General features: G+C 60.0%; 19 protein-coding genes. 8 read left to right on the forward strand and 11 right to left on the reverse strand.

Annotation, left to right across the window (positions count from 1 at the left end; translation table 11 throughout):
• Positions 1–366: 366 nt before the first annotated feature.
• Together NMG70_RS28860 and NMG70_RS28865 are read left to right on the forward strand one after the other, a co-directional pair.
• A complete protein-coding gene (locus NMG70_RS28860) occupies positions 367–1518 on the forward strand; it encodes a nucleotidyltransferase family protein (protein WP_254027634.1) in 1152 nt (383 codons plus the stop codon).
• A 143-nt stretch (positions 1519–1661) separates the two neighbouring features.
• On the forward strand, positions 1662–3308 hold the full coding sequence (locus NMG70_RS28865) for an ABC transporter ATP-binding protein (RefSeq protein ID WP_254027635.1): 1647 nt from the start codon (positions 1662–1664) through the stop codon (positions 3306–3308).
• Positions 3309–3510: 202 nt separating this feature from the next.
• On the opposite strand, the gene NMG70_RS28870 is transcribed toward NMG70_RS28865, so the two are convergent.
• The 9 genes from NMG70_RS28870 to NMG70_RS28905 all read right to left on the reverse strand — a co-directional run bounded on the left by NMG70_RS28870 (position 3511) and on the right by NMG70_RS28905 (position 12356).
• The gene (locus NMG70_RS28870) at positions 3511–3789 is read right to left on the reverse strand and encodes a PqqD family protein (RefSeq protein WP_254027636.1); all 279 of its coding nucleotides are present in this window, start codon (positions 3787–3789) and stop codon (positions 3511–3513) included.
• Complete coding sequence (locus NMG70_RS28875; protein ID WP_254027637.1) at positions 3786–4649, reverse strand: hypothetical protein; 864 nt, start codon at positions 4647–4649, stop codon at positions 3786–3788. Before NMG70_RS28875 ends, NMG70_RS28870 begins: the two co-directional genes overlap by 4 nt.
• Positions 4646–5776 carry a methyltransferase domain-containing protein gene (locus NMG70_RS28880; RefSeq protein WP_254027638.1) on the reverse strand — a complete coding sequence of 377 codons (1131 nt, stop codon included), beginning with the start codon at positions 5774–5776 and terminating at the stop codon, positions 4646–4648. Before NMG70_RS28880 ends, NMG70_RS28875 begins: the two co-directional genes overlap by 4 nt.
• A 13-nt stretch (positions 5777–5789) precedes the next feature.
• Positions 5790–6209, reverse strand: a complete 420-nt coding sequence (locus NMG70_RS28885) for a tail fiber domain-containing protein (RefSeq protein ID WP_254027639.1) — start codon at positions 6207–6209, stop codon at positions 5790–5792.
• A gap of 258 nt (positions 6210–6467) precedes the next feature.
• A complete protein-coding gene (gene asnB / locus NMG70_RS28890) occupies positions 6468–8348 on the reverse strand; it encodes an asparagine synthase (glutamine-hydrolyzing) (protein ID WP_254027640.1) in 1881 nt (626 codons plus the stop codon).
• Positions 8349–8363: 15 nt separating this feature from the next.
• Positions 8364–8822 carry a lasso peptide biosynthesis B2 protein gene (locus NMG70_RS28895; protein ID WP_436798482.1) on the reverse strand — a complete coding sequence of 153 codons (459 nt, stop codon included), beginning with the start codon at positions 8820–8822 and terminating at the stop codon, positions 8364–8366.
• A 313-nt stretch (positions 8823–9135) separates the two neighbouring features.
• Positions 9136–10908 (reverse strand): SLC13 family permease, encoded by a 1773-nt coding sequence (locus NMG70_RS28900; protein ID WP_254027659.1) that lies wholly within the window; start codon positions 10906–10908, stop codon positions 9136–9138.
• A gap of 165 nt (positions 10909–11073) precedes the next feature.
• Positions 11074–11244, reverse strand: coding sequence for a metallothionein (locus NMG70_RS33480; RefSeq protein WP_495663992.1), 171 nt, complete (start codon positions 11242–11244; stop codon positions 11074–11076).
• A 179-nt stretch (positions 11245–11423) separates the two neighbouring features.
• Positions 11424–12356: a complex I NDUFA9 subunit family protein gene (locus NMG70_RS28905; protein ID WP_254027642.1), complete on the reverse strand. Its 933-nt coding sequence runs from the start codon at positions 12354–12356 to the stop codon at positions 11424–11426.
• Between the two features lie 828 nt (positions 12357–13184).
• On the opposite strand from NMG70_RS28905, the gene leuA reads away from it, so the two are divergent.
• From leuA to NMG70_RS28925, 4 genes are all read left to right on the forward strand, one after another.
• Complete coding sequence (gene leuA, locus NMG70_RS28910) at positions 13185–14921, forward strand: 2-isopropylmalate synthase (RefSeq protein WP_254027643.1); 1737 nt, start codon at positions 13185–13187, stop codon at positions 14919–14921.
• Positions 14922–15241: 320 nt separating this feature from the next.
• Positions 15242–17020 (forward strand): tetratricopeptide repeat protein, encoded by a 1779-nt coding sequence (locus NMG70_RS28915; protein WP_254027644.1) that lies wholly within the window; start codon positions 15242–15244, stop codon positions 17018–17020.
• A gap of 103 nt (positions 17021–17123) precedes the next feature.
• The gene (locus tag NMG70_RS28920; protein WP_254027645.1) at positions 17124–17927 is read left to right on the forward strand and encodes an alpha/beta fold hydrolase; all 804 of its coding nucleotides are present in this window, start codon (positions 17124–17126) and stop codon (positions 17925–17927) included.
• Between the two features lie 130 nt (positions 17928–18057).
• Positions 18058–18681 carry a hypothetical protein gene (locus NMG70_RS28925; protein ID WP_254027646.1) on the forward strand — a complete coding sequence of 208 codons (624 nt, stop codon included), beginning with the start codon at positions 18058–18060 and terminating at the stop codon, positions 18679–18681.
• On the opposite strand, the gene NMG70_RS28930 is transcribed toward NMG70_RS28925, so the two are convergent.
• Entirely contained in the window at positions 18671–19585 is a 915-nt protein-coding gene (locus NMG70_RS28930; RefSeq protein ID WP_254027660.1) for a metallophosphoesterase family protein, read from the reverse strand. The genes NMG70_RS28925 and NMG70_RS28930 overlap by 11 nt on opposite strands.
• A gap of 53 nt (positions 19586–19638) precedes the next feature.
• Between NMG70_RS28930 and NMG70_RS28935 the strand changes: the two genes are divergently transcribed.
• Positions 19639–20139 carry an NUDIX domain-containing protein gene (locus NMG70_RS28935; protein ID WP_254027647.1) on the forward strand — a complete coding sequence of 167 codons (501 nt, stop codon included), beginning with the start codon at positions 19639–19641 and terminating at the stop codon, positions 20137–20139.
• 1 nt (position 20140) lies between these two features.
• Here NMG70_RS28935 and NMG70_RS28940 read toward each other — a convergent pair whose 3' ends face one another.
• Positions 20141–21130, reverse strand: a complete 990-nt coding sequence (locus NMG70_RS28940; protein ID WP_254027648.1) for a glutathione S-transferase family protein — start codon at positions 21128–21130, stop codon at positions 20141–20143.
• 284 nt (positions 21131–21414) lie between these two features.
• Here NMG70_RS28940 and NMG70_RS28945 point away from each other — a divergent pair, with 284 nt between their 5' ends.
• Positions 21415–21951, forward strand: coding sequence for a GNAT family N-acetyltransferase (locus NMG70_RS28945; protein WP_254027649.1), 537 nt, complete (start codon positions 21415–21417; stop codon positions 21949–21951).
• Positions 21952–22171: the final 220 nt, after the last annotated feature.

Here is a 22171-nt window from a genome sequence, read left to right on the forward strand (position 1 = left end):
GCTCGTCCATAAGGTTGCACTCCTGCCAAGGCACCTTTGCTCTCCTCGCAAAGGCTGGAAGTGTAACCCATGTCTCCGGAATGAACTGTCACCCATCTCTCGGGAAGGGCACAGGTCCGTCCGGACACATGTGTAGCAGCCGTTTAGTAATGCGACAGTTGAGCACGTTAGTGATGCGACAGCGCTCTCGCGGCACGCTACGCCGCTGCCAACTTGACAGCCTCGTTCCCAATGCCCATCAGACGATGTCAAAGCTTGCGGTGAACGCAGCAGCGAACAGATGGCTAGGTCCGAACAAATGACAACAATCTGCCAGAGCGCCGGGTCCCAAGCGCGTGGTTGGATCTCTGCAACGGAATTCTAGTCATGCAGGGAATTGACGAACTGCTTTGCGCCACCTTACGTGGCGAAAATCCGCCATGGCCGGCATACGCCGACAATAATTTCGTCGCCCGCTTTATCGAGCGAAGTGCTTATCACGGGGTACAGGCGTTACTTCATCATTGTATTGCAGATCGCGAACGCGTTGACCTAGGTTTGCCGGAAGTTATCCTGGCTACTTGTCGTCAGCAGGCCACTGCTCAAGCATTGTGGGAGATGCGTCACCAGTACTTGCTGAATCAAGTACTGGAGCGGCTCGTGGCCATTGGCATCCATCCAGTTCTGTTCAAAGGCACGGCCTTAGCCTACGATGTCTATCCGGCGCCTTTCCTGCGTACAAGAGGTGACACGGACCTCCTTGTGCCGTCTGGCACGCGTGATCGGGTAGCCAAGGCGTTAGAGACCCTGGGGTTTCGTGAACTGGGAACAAGGGCGGATGTCATTAGAGGTCAGACGAGCTATAGCTGGACAGATCCCGCCTCCAATCAGGAACACACGCTCGATTTGCATTGGCGGATCGCCAATTCCACACTCCTGTCAAATCTGTTCTCGTATGAAGAATTGCATTCCGAGGCCCGGCCACTGCCGAACTTAAGCGCGAATGCCCTCGCAGCTGATCCAGTGCACGCGCTCGTGCTCGCCTGCATGCATCGAGCGGTCCACAAGCACGCTTTGTATTACGTCGATGACGTGGCCCATTATGGCGGCGATCGACTGATCTGGTTCTACGACATTCAGCTTCTGTTCTCGATGCTATCGCCGTCGCAACGCAATGAATTTGTAGAGCTTGCCGAGCGTAAAGGATTGCGGGCGACCTGCCTGGACGGCATCGAGGCGACCCGAGCCCGTTTTCATACCACTATACCCGAAGCCGTATCTGGCGCGCTTTCTTGTCCTGGACCGACAGAAACCGCGTCGAGCTATCTCAGCGGATCCAGGTCGTACCGAGTATGGATGGACTTCCAAGCCGCGAGAGGCGTCCGAAACAGGTACGGTTTTCTGGCCGAACTCGTCTTCCCGCCGGCAAACCATATGCGGCAAAAGTATCGCCAGGCAAACCTATCGTGGCTACCTTGGCTCTACCTACGCCGGGCTCTAGCCGGGTCTTTGAAGTATTTACGCAGCCGGGATAGTTGAGTCTCTCTGCGGGCGCGTGATTGCGAAACGTAAGAATTCTACCGCGGTTGAGGATGCAGCCTGCCCCTTGGTGCTCACTCCAGCAGATCACGTCGATCTCTTGTGGAACTATGAACAGATTGTCGAAAATTAGTGAGACAAACATGCTGCTGACATTAGCGGCACCTTATCGCCTGGCGTTGGCCGTCGGCCTTATATTGATGCTGGGCGAAAGCGCTGCTTTGTTGGTCATGCCTTGGCTTGGTGGCAGGCTTGCTGAAACGTTTCTCCAGGAACGAGCAGGCAGCAGCACGGTCAACATCCAGGTACTTTTTCTAGGTGCATTGGCGCTGTTCGCGGTTCAGGCTGTTTTAAAATTCAGCAATATATACCTGCTTGGCGGGACGACCACACGAATACTGGCGGACTTGAAAATCCGAGTTTACGACCATCTTCAGGCCTTACCGCTTGCTTTCTCCCACCGGCGGCGCCACGGCGATACGCTCGCGTTACTTACTCATGATGTGTATGTCGTGAGCGATTACATCAGCGGCACCGCACTTGCTGCCTTGCCGCTCCTCTTCACCGTCAGCGGGGCATTGGCTTTGATGTTCCGAATCGATTCTCTTCTCGCCATGTCCGCTGCGATCATTATTCCATTGCTCTATTTACTGCTTAAAGTTTTCGGACGACGCATGCGGCCATTGGCCCGCCAACTTCAGGAGGAGCACGCCATTGCCATCGCCATTGCTGAAGAAAACCTCAGCATGCTTCCCGCCATCAAGACCTTCACGCGCGAACAGCAAGAATCGCAGCGTTATCGGAACCAGATCGAGCGCGTCGTCAGCCTGAGCGCCAAGGAGCGCGCCATCCATGCCGCATTGGGGCCGGGGGTTCAGCTTGTGGCGGCGACCGGGGTCGTTCTTATGCTTTGGTTGGCCCAAGGGCAAATTGGGGATGGGGCTCTCACCGTGCCTCAATTGGTGAGTTTTCTCCTCTACGCCCAGGTAATGGCTCGACCTATGGCCGGGCTCGCAGACGTCTATGGACAGACCCAGCACGCGCGCGGAGCGCTGAGCCGGCTCGCAACAGCCTTGGCCGAGGAGCCTGAGCCGAGTTGGCATGCGGGCAAGCAGATGGGGAAAATAAACGGCAACATCGAATTCCGCGGTGTCATGTTCAGTTACCCGGGGCGTGAGCCTGCATTGAAATGCCTCGATTTATCCGTCGCCGCGGGCGAGACAATAGCAATCATAGGTCCCAACGGCGCAGGAAAGAGCACGGTGGCGCATCTGCTTATGCGATTGCATGAGCCTTCCAAGGGAAGCATCTTCATCGACGGCGTAAATATTTCCACGGTTTCCTTGCATAGCCTGCGCAGCCAGATAGGGGTTGTGCCTCAGCACGTGTTGCTGTTCAACGCCAGCGTCCGCGACAACATCGCATACGGGCGGCCTGAGCCCACCCAGGATGAGATCGAGGCAGCAGCGCGATCGGCCCGCGCGCATGATTTCATTATCCAATTGCCGCAGGGTTACCAGACGCCGATCGGCGATCGGGGCGTGCGGCTGTCCGGAGGGCAACAGCAGCGATTGGCGTTGGCCCGTGCGCTGTTGAAAGATCCGCCGATCTTAATACTAGATGAAGCTACCGCTATGTTCGATCCAGAGGGGGAGCGCGAGTTCTTGCAATCATGCGTGGATGTGCTGCGACAGAGGACGGTGCTTTTGATAACCCATCGACCGGCGAGCCTGGCGCTGGCTGATCGGGTGTTCAAACTGGACGAGGGCATTATGACGAGCGCCGAGTAAGTCCGGCCGCACCACCACCCAGGCTGGCTCAACTGCACTCGGTGACTTCGGATCAGACTATCGCGAGCGTCGCCTGGCCGAGGCGCCCCGATCTATGCGTCGCAGCGCGCGTGAACGGTAGCGATCATAGACGCGCGGGAATGAGCACGCTGGCTTAAATTCAATACGAGCGAAACAAAAGTTCAAACGTTGCTGGATGCACTCATGCCTCTTCAATTTTGACCAGCCCCTGGCGTTCGAGCGTTTGCAACAAGCTGAATACGTCTTTCTCCAAGGGCGCAGGCTCGACCTCGTACTCATCGAGCATGGTTCGGCAGATTTCGCCAACGGTTTTTCCTTCGGACAGCAGCGTCCAGATACGTGCCCCGACCGTGTCCAGCCCAAAATAAGTTCCGCTGGCGAGATCCAGGATGACCGTCTCCTTGCCCACCTGTCGCGCCATCACCTGCGCCGGAATCGCCACTCTGTCAGTCAAATTCATGCTGCTTCACCTAACGCGTGTTTCACAATGGCCTGCCTGACCCGCGACAGGTCTTCAAAGCGTCGGGGATAATCCAGGCGGTAAAAAATTGGTTGCCCAGCCAGGCAGGACAGTTCATCGAAATGGGCGGCAAGCAGTTCGTGTGCCTCAATTTCGAGTAAGAAAGAATGCTTCATGAGTTCCATCAGAGCTTCGCGCCCAGTCATACCCTCGAACACCGCTTCCTGCTGGACACCCGCGCCAAGAAAATACACCCGGCGCAAGCGCCGGGGTTGCCCGCAGAAGACGATCTCATCGCCCGCAAGAAAACGCGCCTTCGACGTGAACTGCACCGGGGGCGCTTTCCGTACACCATCCTTGCCGACCAAGGCTTCCTCACTGTCTTCCCATAAGCGGATCGAAGGATGGCTTGGCATAATCTGAAACCCACCGTCGCAAGGCTCTACCAGCAGCCCGTCATCCGTCAGGAAGCGGAACCCGTCGGTTGCAAAGCTTGCCGCCAGCGTCGACTTGCCTCGGCCTGACTCGCCGATAAATGCGATGCCCTCGCCGCTGATTTCGACCGCGCTGCCGTGCAAAACCAGTTTCCCCTGTCTGCTGAGCGCCAGGGGCAAAACCTGATTCAGATAAAGATGCTGAATGGTGGCGCCGGAGACTCCCTGCACCGGCCATGCTTGGATCTGTCCGCCATCTTGACTCAGCTGGAAATCCGCCAGTTCGGGAAAACGCAGCAGGTAGGCTCCCCCGATGCGGTAGAAATCCGTCCACAAAGTTCCGTCTGGGAAAACCCACTGGTGAAACAAGGTGGCGTCAAGTGGCAGCTGCGGGCGGGCGTCCGCCACCTGAAAGTCCACCGTCATTCCGTGTCCTTGCCCAGCACCTGGGCGACAAATCGCGCTGTTTCTTCCACGGAAGGGAACAAGCCGGGGTGTTCGCGCAGCACGGCTTCTTCAACCTGCCTGACCGTCCTTTGACCATCGCAAAGTCCTAGCACGATCATTCTTGCCTGCCCCTGGCAATTGGGTCGGGGCACATGCGCGGGATTCCGTGTGATGATCTCGGCCGGCGTCCGCAACTCGCCCTGCCAGGTCGAATGGCTGAATTTCCGCCCTCCGGACGCGATTTCGACTTCCCACGCGATAACCGAATCCGTCGGGCGCGCCATCACCCTTGCCCTCACCACATCGCCGGATTTTACCTCGACGGCTTCGCCGATGGGCAGGAAAGCCTGAGAGCGTTTGATTGGACGATCGGCAAGCGGCGAGTTCGTCAACCACACCCCTTCGGCCAACTCACAATCGAACCAGCCGCCGAGTCCGTGCATGACGCCATCGCGCTCTATGCGCAACTCCGCATCCCAGGAGAAAAAGTCCGGATTGTCTTCACGAAGATCGATGCCGCCCAGTTCAGCGGGGGCGCCAAGCAATTCTTCCCGCTGAAGATTGACCGCATACTTGGTGTTGACGGCGTATTGGCCCACCCAATGGAATTCGCTGGGTACGCCCTCTCGCCGCCACCCGTCGGCCAAGCCGTAACTGGTTTCCGATTCCACTGCGGCGAGTTGAAGCCTGAGCCTGGCGGGGATCAATGCCCCCCCTGGCTTCAGGAAACGCCGCCTGGCGTCCGCCAGATATTCGATGATACCGGCATCAAAGCCGAAGTAGCCGACTTGATCGCAGATCACCACATCAACCCGTTCGGGCAGGTTGGCCCGCGGAGAGTAGTCCCCCATGAAAATCGCCTGGCCACCCCATCCCGCGCGAACGAAGGATTCCCGCGCGACCTCGATCATGGCGGTTGAGTCGATGGCGTACACACGGGACGCGCCCGCCTGCAAGCATAACAGCCCCAGAATCCCGGTTCCACAACCGAGATCCGTGATGTAATCCCCATGTTTGACGACTTGGGCGACAGCGGACTTGAACTGTTCAAGCCTTACCGAATCGCCGACATACCCCAAGTGTTCCTGCAGCACGGAACTCGACATGCCCCCGCAAGGCTCAGTGAATAGAGGGGTGCCGTATCCTCAGCATGCCATAGTCCACCCTCTTGTAACCGTCAGGATGAACGCTTACGGCTTCCGGCATGACCGTCTCGACCTCGTCGGCCATTACACCAAACTGCCTGCCAAGGCCCCACTGCTCGCGGTATTCAGGCTTGTAGTCGAACAGATAGAGGCCGATTCCAAGCGAATGGGTGCCAATACGGACGACGTTCTCTTTGGCGCGCGGGTCGGACACCATACTCATACCGGCCATGCCCCCATCTAGCCCGCTTCCGTTACCGCCTCTAGTTATCGCGCTTACGGAACCGTAGATTTGCAATGCGGGAGTCGAATAGCGCGCCTTGTTTGGCTCGGCAGCTGTGCTTTCAACGGAGAGGTGGGATGGCGTCGGCTGGTCGTTCAGATTGCTTTTCATTAACTCGGCCCTTTACGCTGGCTTGGTAATCTCTCAGGAAACCGTCAGATGAACTATCTGGATGTTCTCGGTGGCTTTTGAACAAGTTTTGCACCTTGGCACCAAGTGAGAACGGGCGCAACCCTGACGTCCAGCATTCATCGAACATTGAACCGACGTGACGATCAAGACACGTAACGGTACGTTACATGCCTTCAACGGTACATGGCATCCATTAACAGTACGTTATATGATCCATTAACAGTACCTTATATGGCATTAGCGATACGTTACATGACATCCATAAATACTCCACAAAATCCATTTCGGCATGCCGGCCTGCGGATTGTCTCGATAAGCCCGGAATAGCCGGGCCATCCCGTCCCGATCAACCCAGGTGCTACGCTCATCGGGAATGGTCTCGGTCAATATGGCTTGCATCCGGTCCAGATGCTCACGGAGCACGATTGAAAATTCTGCCTTGCTTTTCCGTTCGAGGATCGTCTCCGGCACGACATTCTTCAAAGCCTGGACATGGATATATTTGGTTCTATCCCCACGCAGCCGCAGCCTTTCCGGTAGCGAAAACGCATACTGGACGAGTCTGGGGTCGTGGAGCGGGTATCGCATTTCGATCCCGCAATGGGCGCTCATGCACTCAGCATCCTCCATCGCCTGGGCATCATAAGCATCGTATAGAGTCGCAAGTAGCGCCCTTTGGCCGACGCTGCGCACTCGCCGATAGTGTGATGGGGGAATAAGCTCGCGACGCATCCGGATCACTTCCCCCATCAGCGGCGAGAGCCAGTAGCAGGCTTTGCTGGTCCCGCTCCCGCGCACCCTGCGAACCAGGCGGCGGAGACCCACCTGGAGAGCGATTGGCAGAAGCGGGAAAAACCCCTGCCGTATGAGCCAGCTCACCGCCTGCCGCGTGCCGAATGCCATCGCGTCGGTTTTGAGGCAGTCATAGAGCGTACGCAAATGCAGTTGCGCCAGTGCCTCTGCGTAATACGCCCGGGAGCCTTCCAGCCATTGATCTCCTCCGTCACCGCCTAGCGTCACGCGGCTCCCGTGCGCAACGGTTTGCTGCCTTAGGCCAGCATGCATTGACAGGTTCGGAAACCCCGGAAACTGCCGGCCGGACCGGGCGCGTTCCGCAAACCATGAAAGAGGCATCCTGGAAGGGGGAGTCTCATGAATCCGGAGCCCTAAATACCCGCCCACGGCCCGTGCGTAGGGGAGTTCGCTGGCATCGCCTTCCTCCTCCGTGAAGCCAAGCGTGTAGCCATTTATGCCGTGTGTGAGCAGCCTGTTCGAGCGGCGCAGGTGTTCCGCCACGCAAAACACCGCCGAGGAGTCGAGTCCGCCGCTCACCTCAATGGCGACCGGCCGATGCGACCGGGATGAACGCCTGACGCATTCGAACAGTAATTCGCGATAATGCTCAATGTATTCTTCGTCCTTGCGAAACGGCAACGTCGCCCAAAGATTCGGTTCCCAGTATTGTTCGAGTCGCGGCCCCTGGTTCCCGGCTACCATTCGATGTCCTGCGATCAACCGCATGATACCGTTCCATAGCGTTTCGTCCCTGGAGTACCATTCCGCCGCCAGCATTTCGGCCAACATGCCTTCATTGGGTTCCTGCTTCACCCAAGGCAGCGCAAGGATCGCTGGCAGCTCTGAGGCGAAGGTCAGTGTTTTGCCGTCCCAATGGTAATTGAAAGGCCTGTTGCCCATGCGATCACGGGCGCAAAAGGCCTCTTGTCGCCGCGCATCCCAGATTACCAGTGCGAAATCGCCGTCGATATGCGGCAAACATTCCCGCCCCCAAATCTGGTAGGCTCTCAGCACCAGTTCAGCATCCGAGCGATCTCGAAGTACGGCGCCGCGCCCCAGCAGTTCCCCCCGCAGTTCCTCCCAGTTGTCCACCCGCCCGTCCATGACCAGGACAAGGCTTGCATCCTCATTCGTCAGCGGCTGGGTTTCTTCCAGCGACTCTGGCGTGGTGCGAAGCATGCATTGACCGAGCCCGATGGAGCCGTTCACCCAATGGTGGATGCCATCCGGGCCCCGGTGCGCCATGGCCGTGGTCATTTTTTCCACTAACCCGGGCTCCACCGGCTCACCGCCAAAATGAATTATTCCGGCGATGCCGCTCACATCATCCCCATGGCATCAACCAAAATTGCGCTCGAATGCGGCAAATCGTTCGCCAACATCGACCGTGTCGTTAAGAACCTTGCCCCGGTATTCGACCCAGGCATGGGCTTCAAATTTGCCCTCAGCCTTGCGCGTGCCGATGCGCAGTTCTCCTTCGATGCCTTGCCGGCGCAGCAAAAACCAAAGCGTCATGGAGCGCTTCAGGCAGTTGCCGGAATAGGAACCACGATACGCGGCAATGGATACCAAACGAGCGGTCTCTTGTGCCTGTCCATAGAAATCGGTCTCGCCCCCCAACGTGACTGACGGGTTTGCACCCCCCCTCACGCTTCGAAGATCGCAAATCCAGATCAGTATAATTCTTGCACGCCGGAAACCAAACACCTGCAATAGCATTGCAGTGAATGGCAACAGCAACATTGCGGCGATCACTGTCCTGCGTTGTGCGGCCGTCAGGGCCAGAAATTTTTTCAATCGATTGGTCACTAGCGCCTGCGTTCGGTTGATAACTGATCTGATCGCTAATTGTAACCGCTTGCGCGCGGGTGACTACCCTGTATCGAGATATGGTCATCACGCCATTTGATCGGTCAAGCACGCCTGTGGCAGTGTTGTGCTTCCGGTGTGATTAACAATCCGTCGCCGGCGATCGGGAATTTCAAAGCATGGCCGTCATATACGCGAGGTCCATGTTCGCTGTGTGATGCGCCAGCCTTCTCGTATCGGCAGCGAGGGGTTGTTTTTCGCTGGCCGGCGAAAGTTCGAGCCGGATTGATCTCCATCGATATCAGCTCATTGGCCATACGATCATAAGCATCGGCACGGCAACAATGACGACGAGGAACGATAGCGGCAGTCCCAGACGTGGATAGTCGCTGAAACGGTAGCCGCCCGGTCCCATGACGAGCGTGTTGCACTGGTGGCCTATCGGGGTGAGGAAATCGCAGCCGGCGCCAATGGCGACTGCCATCAGGAATGCTTCCGGCCTGTAGCCGAGATCGCCAGCGAACTCGGCGGCGATAGGCGCCATGACCAGAACAGTGGCGGCATTGTTGAGGAATGGCGTCACGGCCATCGCGGCGACAAGGATGAGCATCAGTGCGCCGGTCGCCGGAAGAATGGTCCCCAGTTTGGCAAGCTCGCCGGCAATGACCCCTGTCGCCCCTGTACTGCGTAGCGAATCGCTCACTGGAATGAGAACGGCGAGCATGACGAGGATTGGCCCATCCAGCGATTGGTAGACGTCTCGGACCGGGATGACCTTGAAAAGCACCATCCCGACCGCGGCCGTAAAGAAAGCGACGGAGACCGGGAGCAACCCGAACGCAGTCGCCAGCATGGCGAGAGCAAGGATCGTTACCGGCACAACACCTTTACGGACGCTACCAAGCAGGATAGCCCTTTCTGCCAGCGGCAGGCAGCCGAGTTCACGCAGTATCTCGGGTATCGTCGCTGCATTGCCCTGAAGCACAATGACATCGCCCAGCCTTAGTTGGATTTCGGCCAGCCTGCGGTCGGGGCGCTCGCCGTGACGGCTGACAGCCAGGAGGTTGACGTTGAAGCGGTGATAGAGGGCAAGGCGCTGGGCTGTCCAGCCGATCAACGGGGAGTTTTCACCGATGACGGCTTCGATAGCGACCAGCTCGCCGGTCGTGTCATCCCCGCTGGCCCTGTTGCCCGTAACGCTGAGCTTGCCCTGGGAGACAAGGCGATCCAGCGCCCCCGGGTCGCCCTCGAGCAGCAGAATGTCGTTCATCTTGAGGACAACGTCGGGCAGTGGCGTCATCCGCATGGTGCGGTTGCGCAGGATCGACGTCACGATAGCATCGCCGCCGGAAAGCTTCATGAGGTCTGCGACGGTTTTCCCGAGCACAGTGGAATCGCGGACAATCCGGGCCTCTGTCAGATAATTCTTGATATCGATGGCTTCATTCACCGACCCGCCCAGCTTTTCGCGCACCGGCAGCAGCCAATAGAAAAACACCAGGAAGATCGTTCCGGCGGCGGCCAGGGCGGCTCCAACAGGTGTGAAGTCGAACATTGTGAAGGCGGCGCCGGTCAGTTCCTCCCGCACACGGGACACAACGACATTGGGAGATGTCCCCACCTGCGTCATGAGTCCACCGAGCAGTGACCCGAACGCCATAGGCATCAGGAATATCGACGGTGAAACGCTCGACCGGCGCGCGAACTGGAAGGCTATCGGGATCATGATCGCGAGCGCGCCGATATTCTTTACAAAGGCAGACAGGATCGTGACCACGATCACCAGCAGCGCCAGTTGCGAGCGAACGCCCGACAGGTTCGGAGCGAAACGCCTGATGGTGACTTCCATGATGCCCGAGCGTGCTATGCCTGCGCTCACCAGCAGGGCACTGCCGACAATGATCACGATGTCGTCGCTGAATCCGCTGAAGGCTTCGTCAAACGGCACGATGCCGATCGCGAGTGCTAGCAACAGTGCCGCGGCTGCAACCAGATCATATCGATACCGACCCCACACGAGCGCCGCCATCATTATGAAGATAACGGCGAACGACAGAATTTGCGGCGTAGTCATGTCTTCGGATGCCCCGCCGCTTATGCGGCTGATCAGAACGGCCAAACCGCCCTTTTGTTGCTTTCGCTGGTCACGGCTTTGCCAGCACGGTTCCGCGCTTGCCAATAAGCCCGTGTCGAGCAATGTTCCTGGCTCATGGGGCGCCATGATCCTGATAGCGTTGCATCAGGGTGCGCGATCGGTCAGTGCGCTTGCACCTTCCTCTGCGGCGCAATGTGCGCAGCAGTAGATGATGTCATCTTGTTCGACACCATGTCCGATGATCCGGCACCCGCAATGCGGGCAGATCGGAGCAAGTTTCTGGATCGCGCATTCGAAGCTGTCGAACGTATAGATTTCCTCTCGAGCTTCACTTCGAAAGCCTTGTCGTAGTCATTCCCGCATTGATCGCACCTGGCCATAGTCCTTTTCCTTCTTCTTCATTGGCTCAAGCTCGACCAACCCGCTGCATGGCGATAGGTTCCCGTCAGCATCGTAGAGCCTTTTGCTAAGCAGGAGACGCGCCCGAGCCGGCGTCACGCGCGCCGTTCGATCAAACGGATCACCTCCTCGACGCCCCGCGGCTCGATGTCGAGTTCCTTCAGGCCCGGCGCGCCGATTGCTGCCACATTGTCGTGCCGCATAAGATCGACCTGGTTGCGCGTTATGGGCGCTCCCGGAAGGAATTCCGCGACGCCGGCCAAGGCGTCCCACGCCGCAAACGGCATCGGCATCAGCCTGATGTTGGTATCGAGCTGTCGGGCGATCTCCCGCAGCAATTCCTTATAGGTGTAGATGCGCGGGCCGCCGAATTCGAATATCGATGAGCCCTTGTGGTTTCGCCCGCCGATCAGCCGGCTGACTGCGTCTGCGACGTCTTCCACATGGACCGGCTGAAGCCGTGTGCCGCCATCGCCGAACAGCGGATAAACCGGCAGGAGACGTAGCAGCCTGACAATCGTCGTGAGGAAAACGTCGTCAGGTCCCGTCATGACGGCGGGACGCACAATGATGGTGCCGGGAAATGCGCTCGCCACCGCCTCTTCTCCGCGCCCACGTGCCCTAATGTAGTTCGAATCCGATTGAGGATCGGAACCGATCCCCGAAATGTGGACGAACCGGTCGACCTCGCAAGCGCGCGACGCGGCGGCAAGTTCAGCTGCGGCTTCCACATGCACCCGTTCAAACGTCTGGGCGCCCTGCTCGACGTAGAGACTGACGGCATTCACGATCGCCTGTGATCCGGCAATGGCCGAGCCGAATGAGGACGCGTCCAATATGTCCGCCTCGACGGCTTCGGGCAGCCTTGCCGTCGAGGAAAAAAACTGGCCCACCCGAGTCGGGTGGCGGGATGCGGCGCGGACCGTGAAACCCCTTTCCAGGAGCCGCTTCACGATCCGGCGCCCGAGAAAACCTGTCCCGCCGAACACAGTGACGATCCGTTCTGTGTTGAGATCGTCAGGATCCATTTGCCTCGCCATCCCTTGGCTTTGCGTGCCCGCCGAGCGCCTGCCGCAAGGATTGCCTCTGGCCGGCGTATAAACCAGCCCCTTCGAACATCGGGACGGTTGGAGAACAACGCAGGAACGCTTTTTGTTCCAGCCGGCGCCGGGTTCGATCGAGAGACGGCCGATGTCGCTGTGGACGGCGAGTGTTCGACGCTGGGTTGCTTTTATCCGTGCTGCCAAAAAACCGGTCGAGGCCCGGCTAGGTCGAAATTGACAGATCACTACTTGCAAATCGGTCGCGGCTGTCTTTTGCTCGCGCGCTCCGACATGCCCAGCAACTCGCCTGCCTCCATCATCGAAAGATCGCCGCCTTCCCAGCGGCGCAAGACGCCTTACAAACTTCTGCATTCTCCGGTCCTGTAGCCATGCTGTCCGTTTCATCCCCAGCCTCAATGCGCTGGCAATAAACCGGACAACTCACGTGCTACCTAATCCGGACAACTCATCTGCTTGCGACACTGTCGTTCGGCCCCACTTGCCTCGCTTTGGCTGCTCCTGTATGAAAACCGCCATGACCAACCGCGCCACCTCCGTCGTTTCCCGTCAGACCGGCTTTGCCGGCGAGACCGTGCGCGCGCTTGCTTCCGCTCTGCTGCTTCTCGGCCTTATCGGCGATCGCCGGGTTCGCTGAAGGAGCGCCCGGCGGTCGAACCGCCGCTCACGCGCATGCTCCTTGGCCAGTCTCAAATTGGCAAGTCACATCAAGCGAAAATGAACATCTGGTAAAGGCGCCGCTCGGCACCAAATCTGCCTGAAGGCGGATCCCGCGAGCCGCCGGGAGAGACGACAATGAACGCACGAGATGAGATCCGCGCAGACAGCGGGGAGATGGGCAAGGCAGCCCGGGGCATGCCGGAGGCAGCCCGCAAATACCAACCGTACCCGACGGTCGGTCTCACCGACCGCGTGTGGCCTTCGAAAGTCATCGACAAGGCTCCGATCTGGTGCTCGGTCGACCTGCGCGACGGCAACCAGGCGCTGATCGATCCGATGGGCCACGAGCGCAAGGCGCGCATGTTCGCCCTGCTCCTCGACATGGGCTTCAAGGAGATCGAGATCGGCTTCCCGTCGGCCTCGCAGACCGATTTCGATTTCGCTCGCTGGTGCATCGAAGAGGGTAATGTCTCAGACGATGTTTCGCTGCAGGTGCTGGTGCAGTGCCGGCCGGAACTGATCACCCGCACTTTCGAGGCGCTGCAGGGCGCCACCAACCCGATCGTGCATTTCTACAATTCGACCAGCGAATTGCAGCGCCGCATCGTCTTCGAGAAGGACGTCGCCGGCATCAGGCGGATCGCCACCGACGCGGCCAAGATGATCACCGACATGGCAGCGAAGGCCGGCGGCTTCTACCGTTTCGAATATTCGCCGGAGAGCTTTACCGGCACCGAGCTCGAAGTGGCGCTGGAAATCTGCAACGCCGTCAACGAAATCGTCAAGCCGACGCCGGAAAACAAGCTGATCATCAACCTGCCGTCCACGGTCGAGATGTCGACACCCAACATCTATGCCGATCGCATCGAATGGATGTGCCGTAATCTCGACAACCGCGAGAACCTGCTCATCTCGCTGCATCCGCACAACGACCGCGGCACCGGGATCGCCACCACCGAACTCGGCCTGATGGCGGGCGCGGACCGCGTCGAAGGCACGCTGTTCGGCAATGGCGAGCGCACCGGCAATGTCGACATCGTCACGCTGGCGCTCAACATGTACACGCAAGGCGTCGATCCCGAGCTCGATTGCTCCGACATCAACCGGATGAAGGACGTCTACGAATATTCGAACCAGTTGAAGATCCCCGAGCGCCATCCCTATGTCGGCGAGCTCGTCTACACGGCCTTTTCCGGCTCGCACCAGGATGCCATCAACAAGGGCATGAAGGCGTTGCGCAAGGCCAACACGCCGTACTGGGAAGTGCCCTATCTGCCGATCGACCCGGCCGATGTCGGGCGCAACTACGAGGCGATCATCCGCATCAACTCGCAGTCCGGCAAGGGCGGCATCGCCTATGTGCTGCATGCGGACTACGGCCTCAATCTGCCGCGCAACCTACAGATCGAGTTCAGTCAAGCGATCCAGGCGATCACCGACGCCGAAGGCAAGGAGGTGCCGGCCAAGCGCATCTACGAGCGCTTTCTCGAAACCTACGTCGATCAGCCCGGCGCGCGGCTGAAGTTCCTCGACCACCACACTTATCCCGACATCGAGATCAAGGGGCGGCGCGTGGTGGAGGCGATCATCCTCGACAGGGGCAAGGAGGTGACGATATCAGGCTCCGGAACCGGCCCGATCGACGGCTTTGTCGACGCGCTGTCGCGCCATGTCGGCGTGCCGATGTCGGTGCTCGACTATTCGGAGCACTCCATGCAGCGCGGCTCGAATGCCTCGGCCATCTCCTATGTCGAGATGGAGCATCCCGGCGGCAAGCTGTTCGGCGCCGGCATCAACACCAACATCGTCGCCGCTTCGCTGGAAGCCGTGGTTTCCGCCGCCAACCGCATCGTCGGCCGAAAGGTCGACTAATGCATTTCGCGCAAAAGCATGCCCTCGGGCCTGACCCGAGGGTGCGTAGCGGTTTTCCGTCCGGAATTGCGTAAAACAAATCCTAGAGCGGTTCGGCGGTTCTATCAAAAAGCTGAACCGCTCTAGACAAGCTGTCGAAAGCTGAGGGCTGGAGCAAGATGAGACCGGATGATGTCATCTTGCTCTGGTCTTTCGCATCATTAACCACCGGAAAATTATCCGGTGGGGTACGCGATCGCATAACGGATGCATGCTTGTATGGCAGTGCAGGCGCTATATGATTGCGTCTTAACCTGTGCCGACTTCGAGAGGATCGACACTTGCAGCATGCCACGCCTGCCGCCCCCGCAGTGCGCGAGACGCTGGAGCGATTGCTAGCCAGCGAAACGTTCGGGAGATCCGAACGAGCGCGTAAGCTGCTTCGCTATCTGGTCGAGCGCGAGCAGGCAGGCGAAGCCGACAAGCTCAAGGGCTTTTCCATCGCGATGGATGTTTTCGGCAAGGACGGCGATTTCGATCCGTCGACCGACGCCGTGGTGCGGGTGCAGGCGGGCAGGCTGCGCGAGCTTCTGCAGCATTACTTCGCCAATGAGGGCGTTGCCGAGCCGATCCGCATTGCCATTCCGCGTGGCGGCTATGTACCATCCTATGAACTCAACGCGATCCGCCTGCCGGTCGAGCCGGCGTCGGAGGAACACACTGAGGCGGCGGCCACCTTGCCGGGATCGCTCGAGAAAGCCGGCATGGCGGCAGGCGCCGCATCGGTGATATCCCCTGTCGTTCGCGAGCCGGCACCCTCGCTGCTGCGCCATCTCCAGTTCTTCTGGCTGGCGATCGCTCTGGTCATCGCCATGCTGGGCGTGCTGATCCTTCGTCAGGGAAGCAGCGCATTGCTGGCGGGCAGCGATACCGTGCCGACGATCGAAAACGCGGTGGCAACCGGCAGCATTGCGCCATGGGCTCCGATTGAAAGCCTTCCGCTGGTCTACATTGCGGTGAAAACCAACAGTGCCGAGGCTGCCCGCGTCGCGGCATCGCTGCGCGCCGGCCTCAGCGGGTTCGATACGATCACCTTCATCGGTCGCGATGCCGACGGCCCGCCCGATCCGGTCACCGATGCGATCAGCTTCGTATTCGATGTCTTGCCGGGACCAACGGCAGGCGATGTCACTCTGGAGCTTCAAAGCGTGGCGACCGGACGGGTCCTGCTGTCGCGCAACTTGACTGCCGCCGACAGCACCCCCTCCACCGTCGAGGACAGTGTCGCCGGCATTTTGAGTTCGGCCGTTCCCGCCTCGGGCGCGATCTACAACTATATCGAACAGAGCGGCCTTCAGACCGGCCTGACGGAATGCCTGCTGCTCAACAACAAATACTATCTCGACCAGGGCGCCAAAACGCATGAGGCTGCCTATCGCTGCCTCGAAATCCTTGTCGAACGGGATGCGAAATCGTCGCTCGTCTATTCGGAGCTGGCGACCCTGCATCTCGAGGCGGCCACAGATCACTACGCTTATCCAGCCGGCGCAACGATCGAACAGGCGATGTCGCTGGCCCGTCGCGCCGTGCAGGTGGGGCCGACCAGCCCCTATGCCCACCGTGCCTATGGCTATCTCAATTTCCGCCTCGGCAATTCGGAGGAATCGATCCGCTGGATGCGCAAGGCCTGCGAACTCAACCCTTACGACCTCAGCATGGCGGCAGCTTACGCCTACGGGCTGATTTTCGCCGGCAGGTACAGGGAGGGAACGCCGATCCTTGCTCACGCCGCCGAAACCTCCAGCGCCCATCCGACCTGGTGGGATTACGGGCTTTTCGTCGGGCAGTTCATGGCTGGCGATATGAACAAGGCCGCGCTTGCCAGCGATGCGTTGCAAGCGACGCCGGCGAAATCGCACTATCTGGCTGCGCGGCTGATCACTGCCAAGGCTGCCGGCCGCGATCAACTGGCGCACGAACTTTTGGACGAGTTGGCTGTCAAATTCCCGAAATTCGCTGCCGATCCGCGCGCCACCTTTGTCAAGCGCAGATACCCCGCCGATCTGACCGACCGGCTGGTCGAGGCTTTGCGGGCCGCCGGGCTCGGCAATGCCAGCTAGTCCTTCCGACCAGCACGGCCGATCGCGAAAACTTACTGGCCATCGAACTTGGTACAAGACGCAATCCAGCCACATCCGAATTCGCATAAAACAATAGTGTTTCATGATTTCATCCCTTTACGCTGCCGAACGGGGCGCCGGCCCGAAGACGGTTGTCTTCCTGCATGGCTTCGGCGGCTGCCACGAAGACTGGCACGAGGTGATCTCGACACTGGCACCTGGTTCAAGGACGCTGGCCTATGATCTTCCGGGCCATGGGCTATCCCTCGATTTCCCGGATGGCGGCCCGGCCAAGGCGGCCGCTCGGGCCGTTCTTGCCGACCTCGCCGCACGCGGAATTCGGAGGGTGCATCTCGTCGGCCATTCGATGGGCGGGGCGGCGGCAGTGCTGATGGCATTGGCCGAGCCCGAAACGATAGCCTCGCTGACGCTTCTGGCGCCGGGCGGGTTTGGCACTGAGATCAATGGCCCGCTGTTGCGCCGTTACGCCGCCGCAGCCGACAAAAGTGAAATTCGCGCCTGCCTCGCCGCCATGTCCGGACCGCAAAGCCCGCCCTCGGAACGCATCGTGGACGTGCTTGGCGAAATGCGTGCGCGTCCCGGCCAGCTGCACAAACTTGTCGAGATCGCGGCCGCCATGACCAGGGGTGATCGGCAGGGCGTCATCCCGCGCGAACGGCTCGAAACGCTTGATATGCAGGTGATGGTGGTTTGGGGGACAGATGACGCGGTGCTGCCCTTCAGTCAGGCCGATGGTCTGCCGGTGCATTTCCACCTGCACAATGTGTTGCAGGCCGGCCATATGCTGGTCGAGGAAGCGCCCGGCCTGATCGCCGAGATCGTCGGCCGCAACATGAAACGCCGCAGCAGGGCGCTTCGTCCTAACTCCGCTCCCGCGGCGGACTGATCCGTCCCTATCAAACCGCGGCTTCGGGCCGGATTTTGCAAGCCGCCTATCGATCTCGCAAGTGCATTTTGCTGCATTTTGCCAACGACTGTGTTAATTCGGTGTTAACCAAACCCGCGAGGCAACGCCGATGAAGGATGCAGCCGAGAACATAAGCCAGGCCGATCAGTCGCGAAAATTGTCCGACGCCATCCGCGACGTGAAAAACGCCTTCGCCGACCGCGACGACGTCGTGGTCGACATGCGCGAGGCGCATCGCATGCGGCTCGATTTGCTTGCCGCCGAACTCGCGCCCATCTTCGCCGATGTGCCCGCCGACATGGACAATTTCGACTTCGCCGTCTCGTCCGGGCTGCAGCCGCGCCTCTGGATTGACGCCGTCAGTCATGTCGCCATGGGGCGCGACCGCCGCACCTATCGCTTCCTCAAGGACACGCGCATCGGCCGGGTAGTACTCGCCGAATCGACCGAGATGAAACCGGTTGCCGATCAGGTGATGCGCTACGTCGCGGAGCGCGTCGTCGAACGCCAGAGAATGCTGGAAGGCGGGGTCGAGCAGGCTGTCGCCGGCCTGAAACGTGCCTTGGTCCCGGAAGCCGAGCCGCCGCTGCGATCCGTCACGCGCCGCAAGCGTTGGTCAACCTTTCTCTCCGGTCTCGGCCTGATCGCCGCCGGCGCCCTGGTCGGGCTGGCTGTATCGATCGTGTTGTTCTGGGACCGCCTCGTTGCGATGGGACTGAGTTTCAGGCCATAGCGTTCGCGCCAAGCTCGACAACTTCCAGATCGGCAGGCGGGATGGCCGGCCCGGTCAGGCCACGTCGCGTCAGCCTGATCCGCCAGTTGCCTAATGCACCATCGATCTCCAGCAGATTATATTGCGCCGCTGGACGCCTGCCGCCTGGCGCCTGCCCTGCGGCAGCGACGCCGACCACTGGAATTTTGGCGCCGCGCCCATTGATCGAGAACAGCGTCGGCTCGTGCGAGTGGCCGTGCAGCACAAGCTCGGCCCCGTGCCGCTGAACGACCTTTTGGAAGCGGGCAATGCCGAACAGCCGCTTGGGCTGCGAAACGGCGCCGCGCACTGGCGGATGGTGGATCATGATCACCCGGAACAGCCCGCGTTTGGCCGTAGCATCGAGCACGTCGCGCAGCCTTTCCGCCTGGTCTTCCAGAAAAAAGCCGTTGGCCATGAACGGAGCCGTAGCCCGCGCCGTCGTGACACCGATCAGCGCGACGTTGCCACGCACGCGCAGATAGGGAAAGGCTTCGCGGTCGACCGGCGTATTGACGCCGTCGCCGGTCATCCACGCCGTCCACGACCGGCAGGACTTGTCGAAAGCGCCAGGCACATAGGCGTCGTGGTTTCCCGGAACGACCGACACATCATCGGGAGAGCCCAGCGTCTCCAGCCAGTGCTTGCCCATCTCGATCTCGCCATCGAGCGCCAGATTGACCAGATCGCCGGTGACGGCAAGGTGATCGGGTGCGCTCGCCTTGATATCGGCGACGATCGTGTCGATGACGGCGTCGCGCATGTGGCGGCGGCGATTGCGCTGCCAGTTGACGTAACCGACCACCCGCTTGGAGGCGAGATCGCGATAGGTTACACCGGGAAGCGGTCCTAGATGGATATCGGAAATATGCGCGAGCCTGAACATCCCCTCTTCATAAGCGACGCGCGCGCTGCTTTCCACCCACGGTTTCGTGGGTGATGATGCGGCCCGATCCGGAGCAAGCCTTCCGCCAGACCGGCTGGCCGGGTCTCAGGGCAAGGCTGTTTCATCTGTATTTCGTGCTGCGGCGGCCGATGACGCTCGGGGTGCGCGGCTTGATCCACGACCGCACGTCCAATTCCGTCTTCCTCATTCGCCACACCTATGTCCCGGGCTGGCAGCTTCCCGGCGGTGGCGTCGAGCTGGGCGAGACGATGATCGAGGCGCTGGTGCGCGAGCTCTCCGAGGAGGGCAATATTGCATTGACCGCGCCGCCGGTGCTGAAATCGATGCATTTCAACCGTCGGGCCAGCCGCCGCGACCATGTCGGCCTCTATTTGGTCGAGCAGTTCAACCAGACGGCGCCGAAGCTCCCGGACCGCGAGATCGCCGCAGCCGATTTCTTTCCGCTCGACCGCCTGCCGGCAGGAACGACGCCGGCCACCTTGCGGCGGATTGCCGAGATTTTTAGCGGCGCGGCGGCATCGCCCTACTGGTAGATCACGCTGCCTTCCTGAACCGCGCCCGATCATGCGGCGCCGCGTAGTCCAGTTCCGGCCCGACCGGCACGATGCGCGTCGGGTTGATCGTTTCGTGGCTGCCGTAGTAGTGCGCCTTGATGTGGTGCAGGCTCACCGTGCCGGCGACGCCCGGAACCTGATAGAGGTCGCGCAGATAGTTCGACAGGTTTGGATAGTCGGCGATGCGGCACAGGTTGCACTTGAAATGGCCGACATAGACCGGGTCGAAGCGGACCAGAGTGGTGAACAGCCGCCAATCGGCCTCTGTGATGCGCTCGCCGACGAGATAGCGCTGGCGAGATAGGCGATCCTCGATCTGGTCGAGCGCCGAGAACAGTTCGCCGAACGCTTTCTCATAGGCCGCTTGCGTGGTGGCGAAGCCGGCGCGATAGACGCCGTTGTTGACTGATGGATAGACCAGAGCATTGACCGCGTCGATTTCGCCGCGCAGTGCTTTCGGATAGAAATCGAGGCCGGCATCGCCCCATTTGTCGAACGCTGAATTGAGCATCCGAATGATCTCGGAGGACTCATTACAGACGATTGTCTGTTCTCGCCGGTCCCACAGAACCGGCACCGTCACGCGGCCGGAATAGGCGGGATCGGCCTTGGTGTAGATCTGATGCAGGAAATCGAGGCCGTAGAGCGTATCGCCGGTGGCGCCGTCCTCGGCCAGGAAGGTCCAGCCGTTGGCGCCCATGAAATGATGGACGACCGAGACGGAAATCACGTCCTCGAGCTTTTTTAGTGCCCGAAAGATCAGCGTCCGGTGCGCCCAGGGACAGGCAAGCGAGACATAGAGATGGTAGCGCCCCCGCTCGGCCTTGAAGCCGCGCGTGCGGCCTTCGCCCGGCGTACCGTCAACCGTGACCCAGTCGCGCCATTGCGACTGCGCCCGCACGAATTCGCCGTCGCTCGCCTTGGTGTCGTACCCGCTGTCCTGCCATTTGCCATCGACCAGCAATCCCATGTGATGTCCTTTCCTCTTCGTAGGGATGTAGGCACAAACCGACGATGCGGAAATCGCCAGGCGTTGAACAGTTCGTCAATCGCCAGGGCAGCAAACGAACGGCGCCAGGCGAAACGGCCGATTGCAGTGGCTGAAGATTGGTGCTAGCGGAAAATTCGCATGTTCGACTTTGCTTTGATCCGGTTCGACCGACGACGAAAGGGCGCCCGCGCTTGATGAAGCGCTGACTGGCGAACGCTGCCGTTTGCAGCAAACCTTTCCCCGTCTACCGGAACGCAAAGACCATGAGCCTTGCCGACGTGAAATACCTGCCGGAAAATCCGGCGCATGACCCCGAAATCGAAGCCATCAACGACGAAGCCTTCGGGCCTGGCCGTTTCGTGCTGGGCGCCTACAAGATCCGTGAGGGCGGCCCGCATGAACGCGCTTTGTCCTTCGTGGCCGTCGATGGCGAAATTGTTGTCGCCTCGGTGCGCATGACGCGCATCGCGGCCGGCGCGGGTCGCGCGCTGATGCTCGGGCCGCTTGCCGTGCGGCCGGCCTACAAGAATCTCGGCATCGGCCGCCGGCTGGTGACGATCGCGCTGGAAGCCGCCGCCAAGGCCGGCATGCCGGCCGTAATGCTTGTCGGCGACGAGCCCTATTACGGCCCGCTAGGCTTCAAGAGAATCCCGCGTGGGCAAATCTCCATGCCGCGCCCGGTCGATCCTGACAGGCTGTTGTCGCATGAGATCGTGCCGGGCGCGATGGCACGGCTGGTGGGGGAGGTTTGCCACGCCGATCAGGCAAGGATTGCCGCGCAAATCGCTGCGATGGCGTGACCATCCGGGTGCTGTTGCGCCATCCTGTCAGTCTTCGTAGCATGTGGCCCAGCGCATGGCCCCGAAAATCGGAATCGATTTTCGGAAAGGATCATGCGCAAAATCAAAGTGCTACAGCGTCCTTTGCGCGTCCGAAGGGACGCGCGGCGCTGTAGTACATGTCACCCAAAAGTGCGCAGTGGTTTTGGGATAACGACATGCATAAAAACACAGATTCAAA

The organism is Mesorhizobium ventifaucium (assembly GCF_935822925.1).
GTDB classification, from domain to species: domain Bacteria; phylum Pseudomonadota; class Alphaproteobacteria; order Rhizobiales; family Rhizobiaceae; genus Mesorhizobium; species Mesorhizobium ventifaucium.

Coding starts and splice junctions, on each gene's coding strand:
- NMG70_RS28860 (WP_254027634.1), top strand. CDS start 367: ATGCAGGGAATTGACGAACTGCTTTGCGCCACCTTACGTGGCGAAAAT.
- NMG70_RS28865 (WP_254027635.1), top strand. CDS start 1,662: ATGCTGCTGACATTAGCGGCACCTTATCGCCTGGCGTTGGCCGTCGGC.
- NMG70_RS28870 (WP_254027636.1), bottom strand. CDS start 3,789: ATGAATTTGACTGACAGAGTGGCGATTCCGGCGCAGGTGATGGCGCGA.
- NMG70_RS28875 (WP_254027637.1), bottom strand. CDS start 4,649: ATGACGGTGGACTTTCAGGTGGCGGACGCCCGCCCGCAGCTGCCACTT.
- NMG70_RS28880 (WP_254027638.1), bottom strand. CDS start 5,776: ATGTCGAGTTCCGTGCTGCAGGAACACTTGGGGTATGTCGGCGATTCG.
- NMG70_RS28885 (WP_254027639.1), bottom strand. CDS start 6,209: ATGAAAAGCAATCTGAACGACCAGCCGACGCCATCCCACCTCTCCGTT.
- NMG70_RS28900 (WP_254027659.1), bottom strand. CDS start 10,908: ATGACTACGCCGCAAATTCTGTCGTTCGCCGTTATCTTCATAATGATG.
- NMG70_RS28905 (WP_254027642.1), bottom strand. CDS start 12,356: ATGGATCCTGACGATCTCAACACAGAACGGATCGTCACTGTGTTCGGC.
- leuA (WP_254027643.1), top strand. CDS start 13,185: ATGAACGCACGAGATGAGATCCGCGCAGACAGCGGGGAGATGGGCAAG.
- NMG70_RS28920 (WP_254027645.1), top strand. CDS start 17,124: ATGATTTCATCCCTTTACGCTGCCGAACGGGGCGCCGGCCCGAAGACG.
- NMG70_RS28925 (WP_254027646.1), top strand. CDS start 18,058: ATGAAGGATGCAGCCGAGAACATAAGCCAGGCCGATCAGTCGCGAAAA.
- NMG70_RS28930 (WP_254027660.1), bottom strand. CDS start 19,585: ATGTTCAGGCTCGCGCATATTTCCGATATCCATCTAGGACCGCTTCCC.
- NMG70_RS28935 (WP_254027647.1), top strand. CDS start 19,639: ATGATGCGGCCCGATCCGGAGCAAGCCTTCCGCCAGACCGGCTGGCCG.
- NMG70_RS28940 (WP_254027648.1), bottom strand. CDS start 21,130: ATGGGATTGCTGGTCGATGGCAAATGGCAGGACAGCGGGTACGACACC.
- NMG70_RS28945 (WP_254027649.1), top strand. CDS start 21,415: ATGAGCCTTGCCGACGTGAAATACCTGCCGGAAAATCCGGCGCATGAC.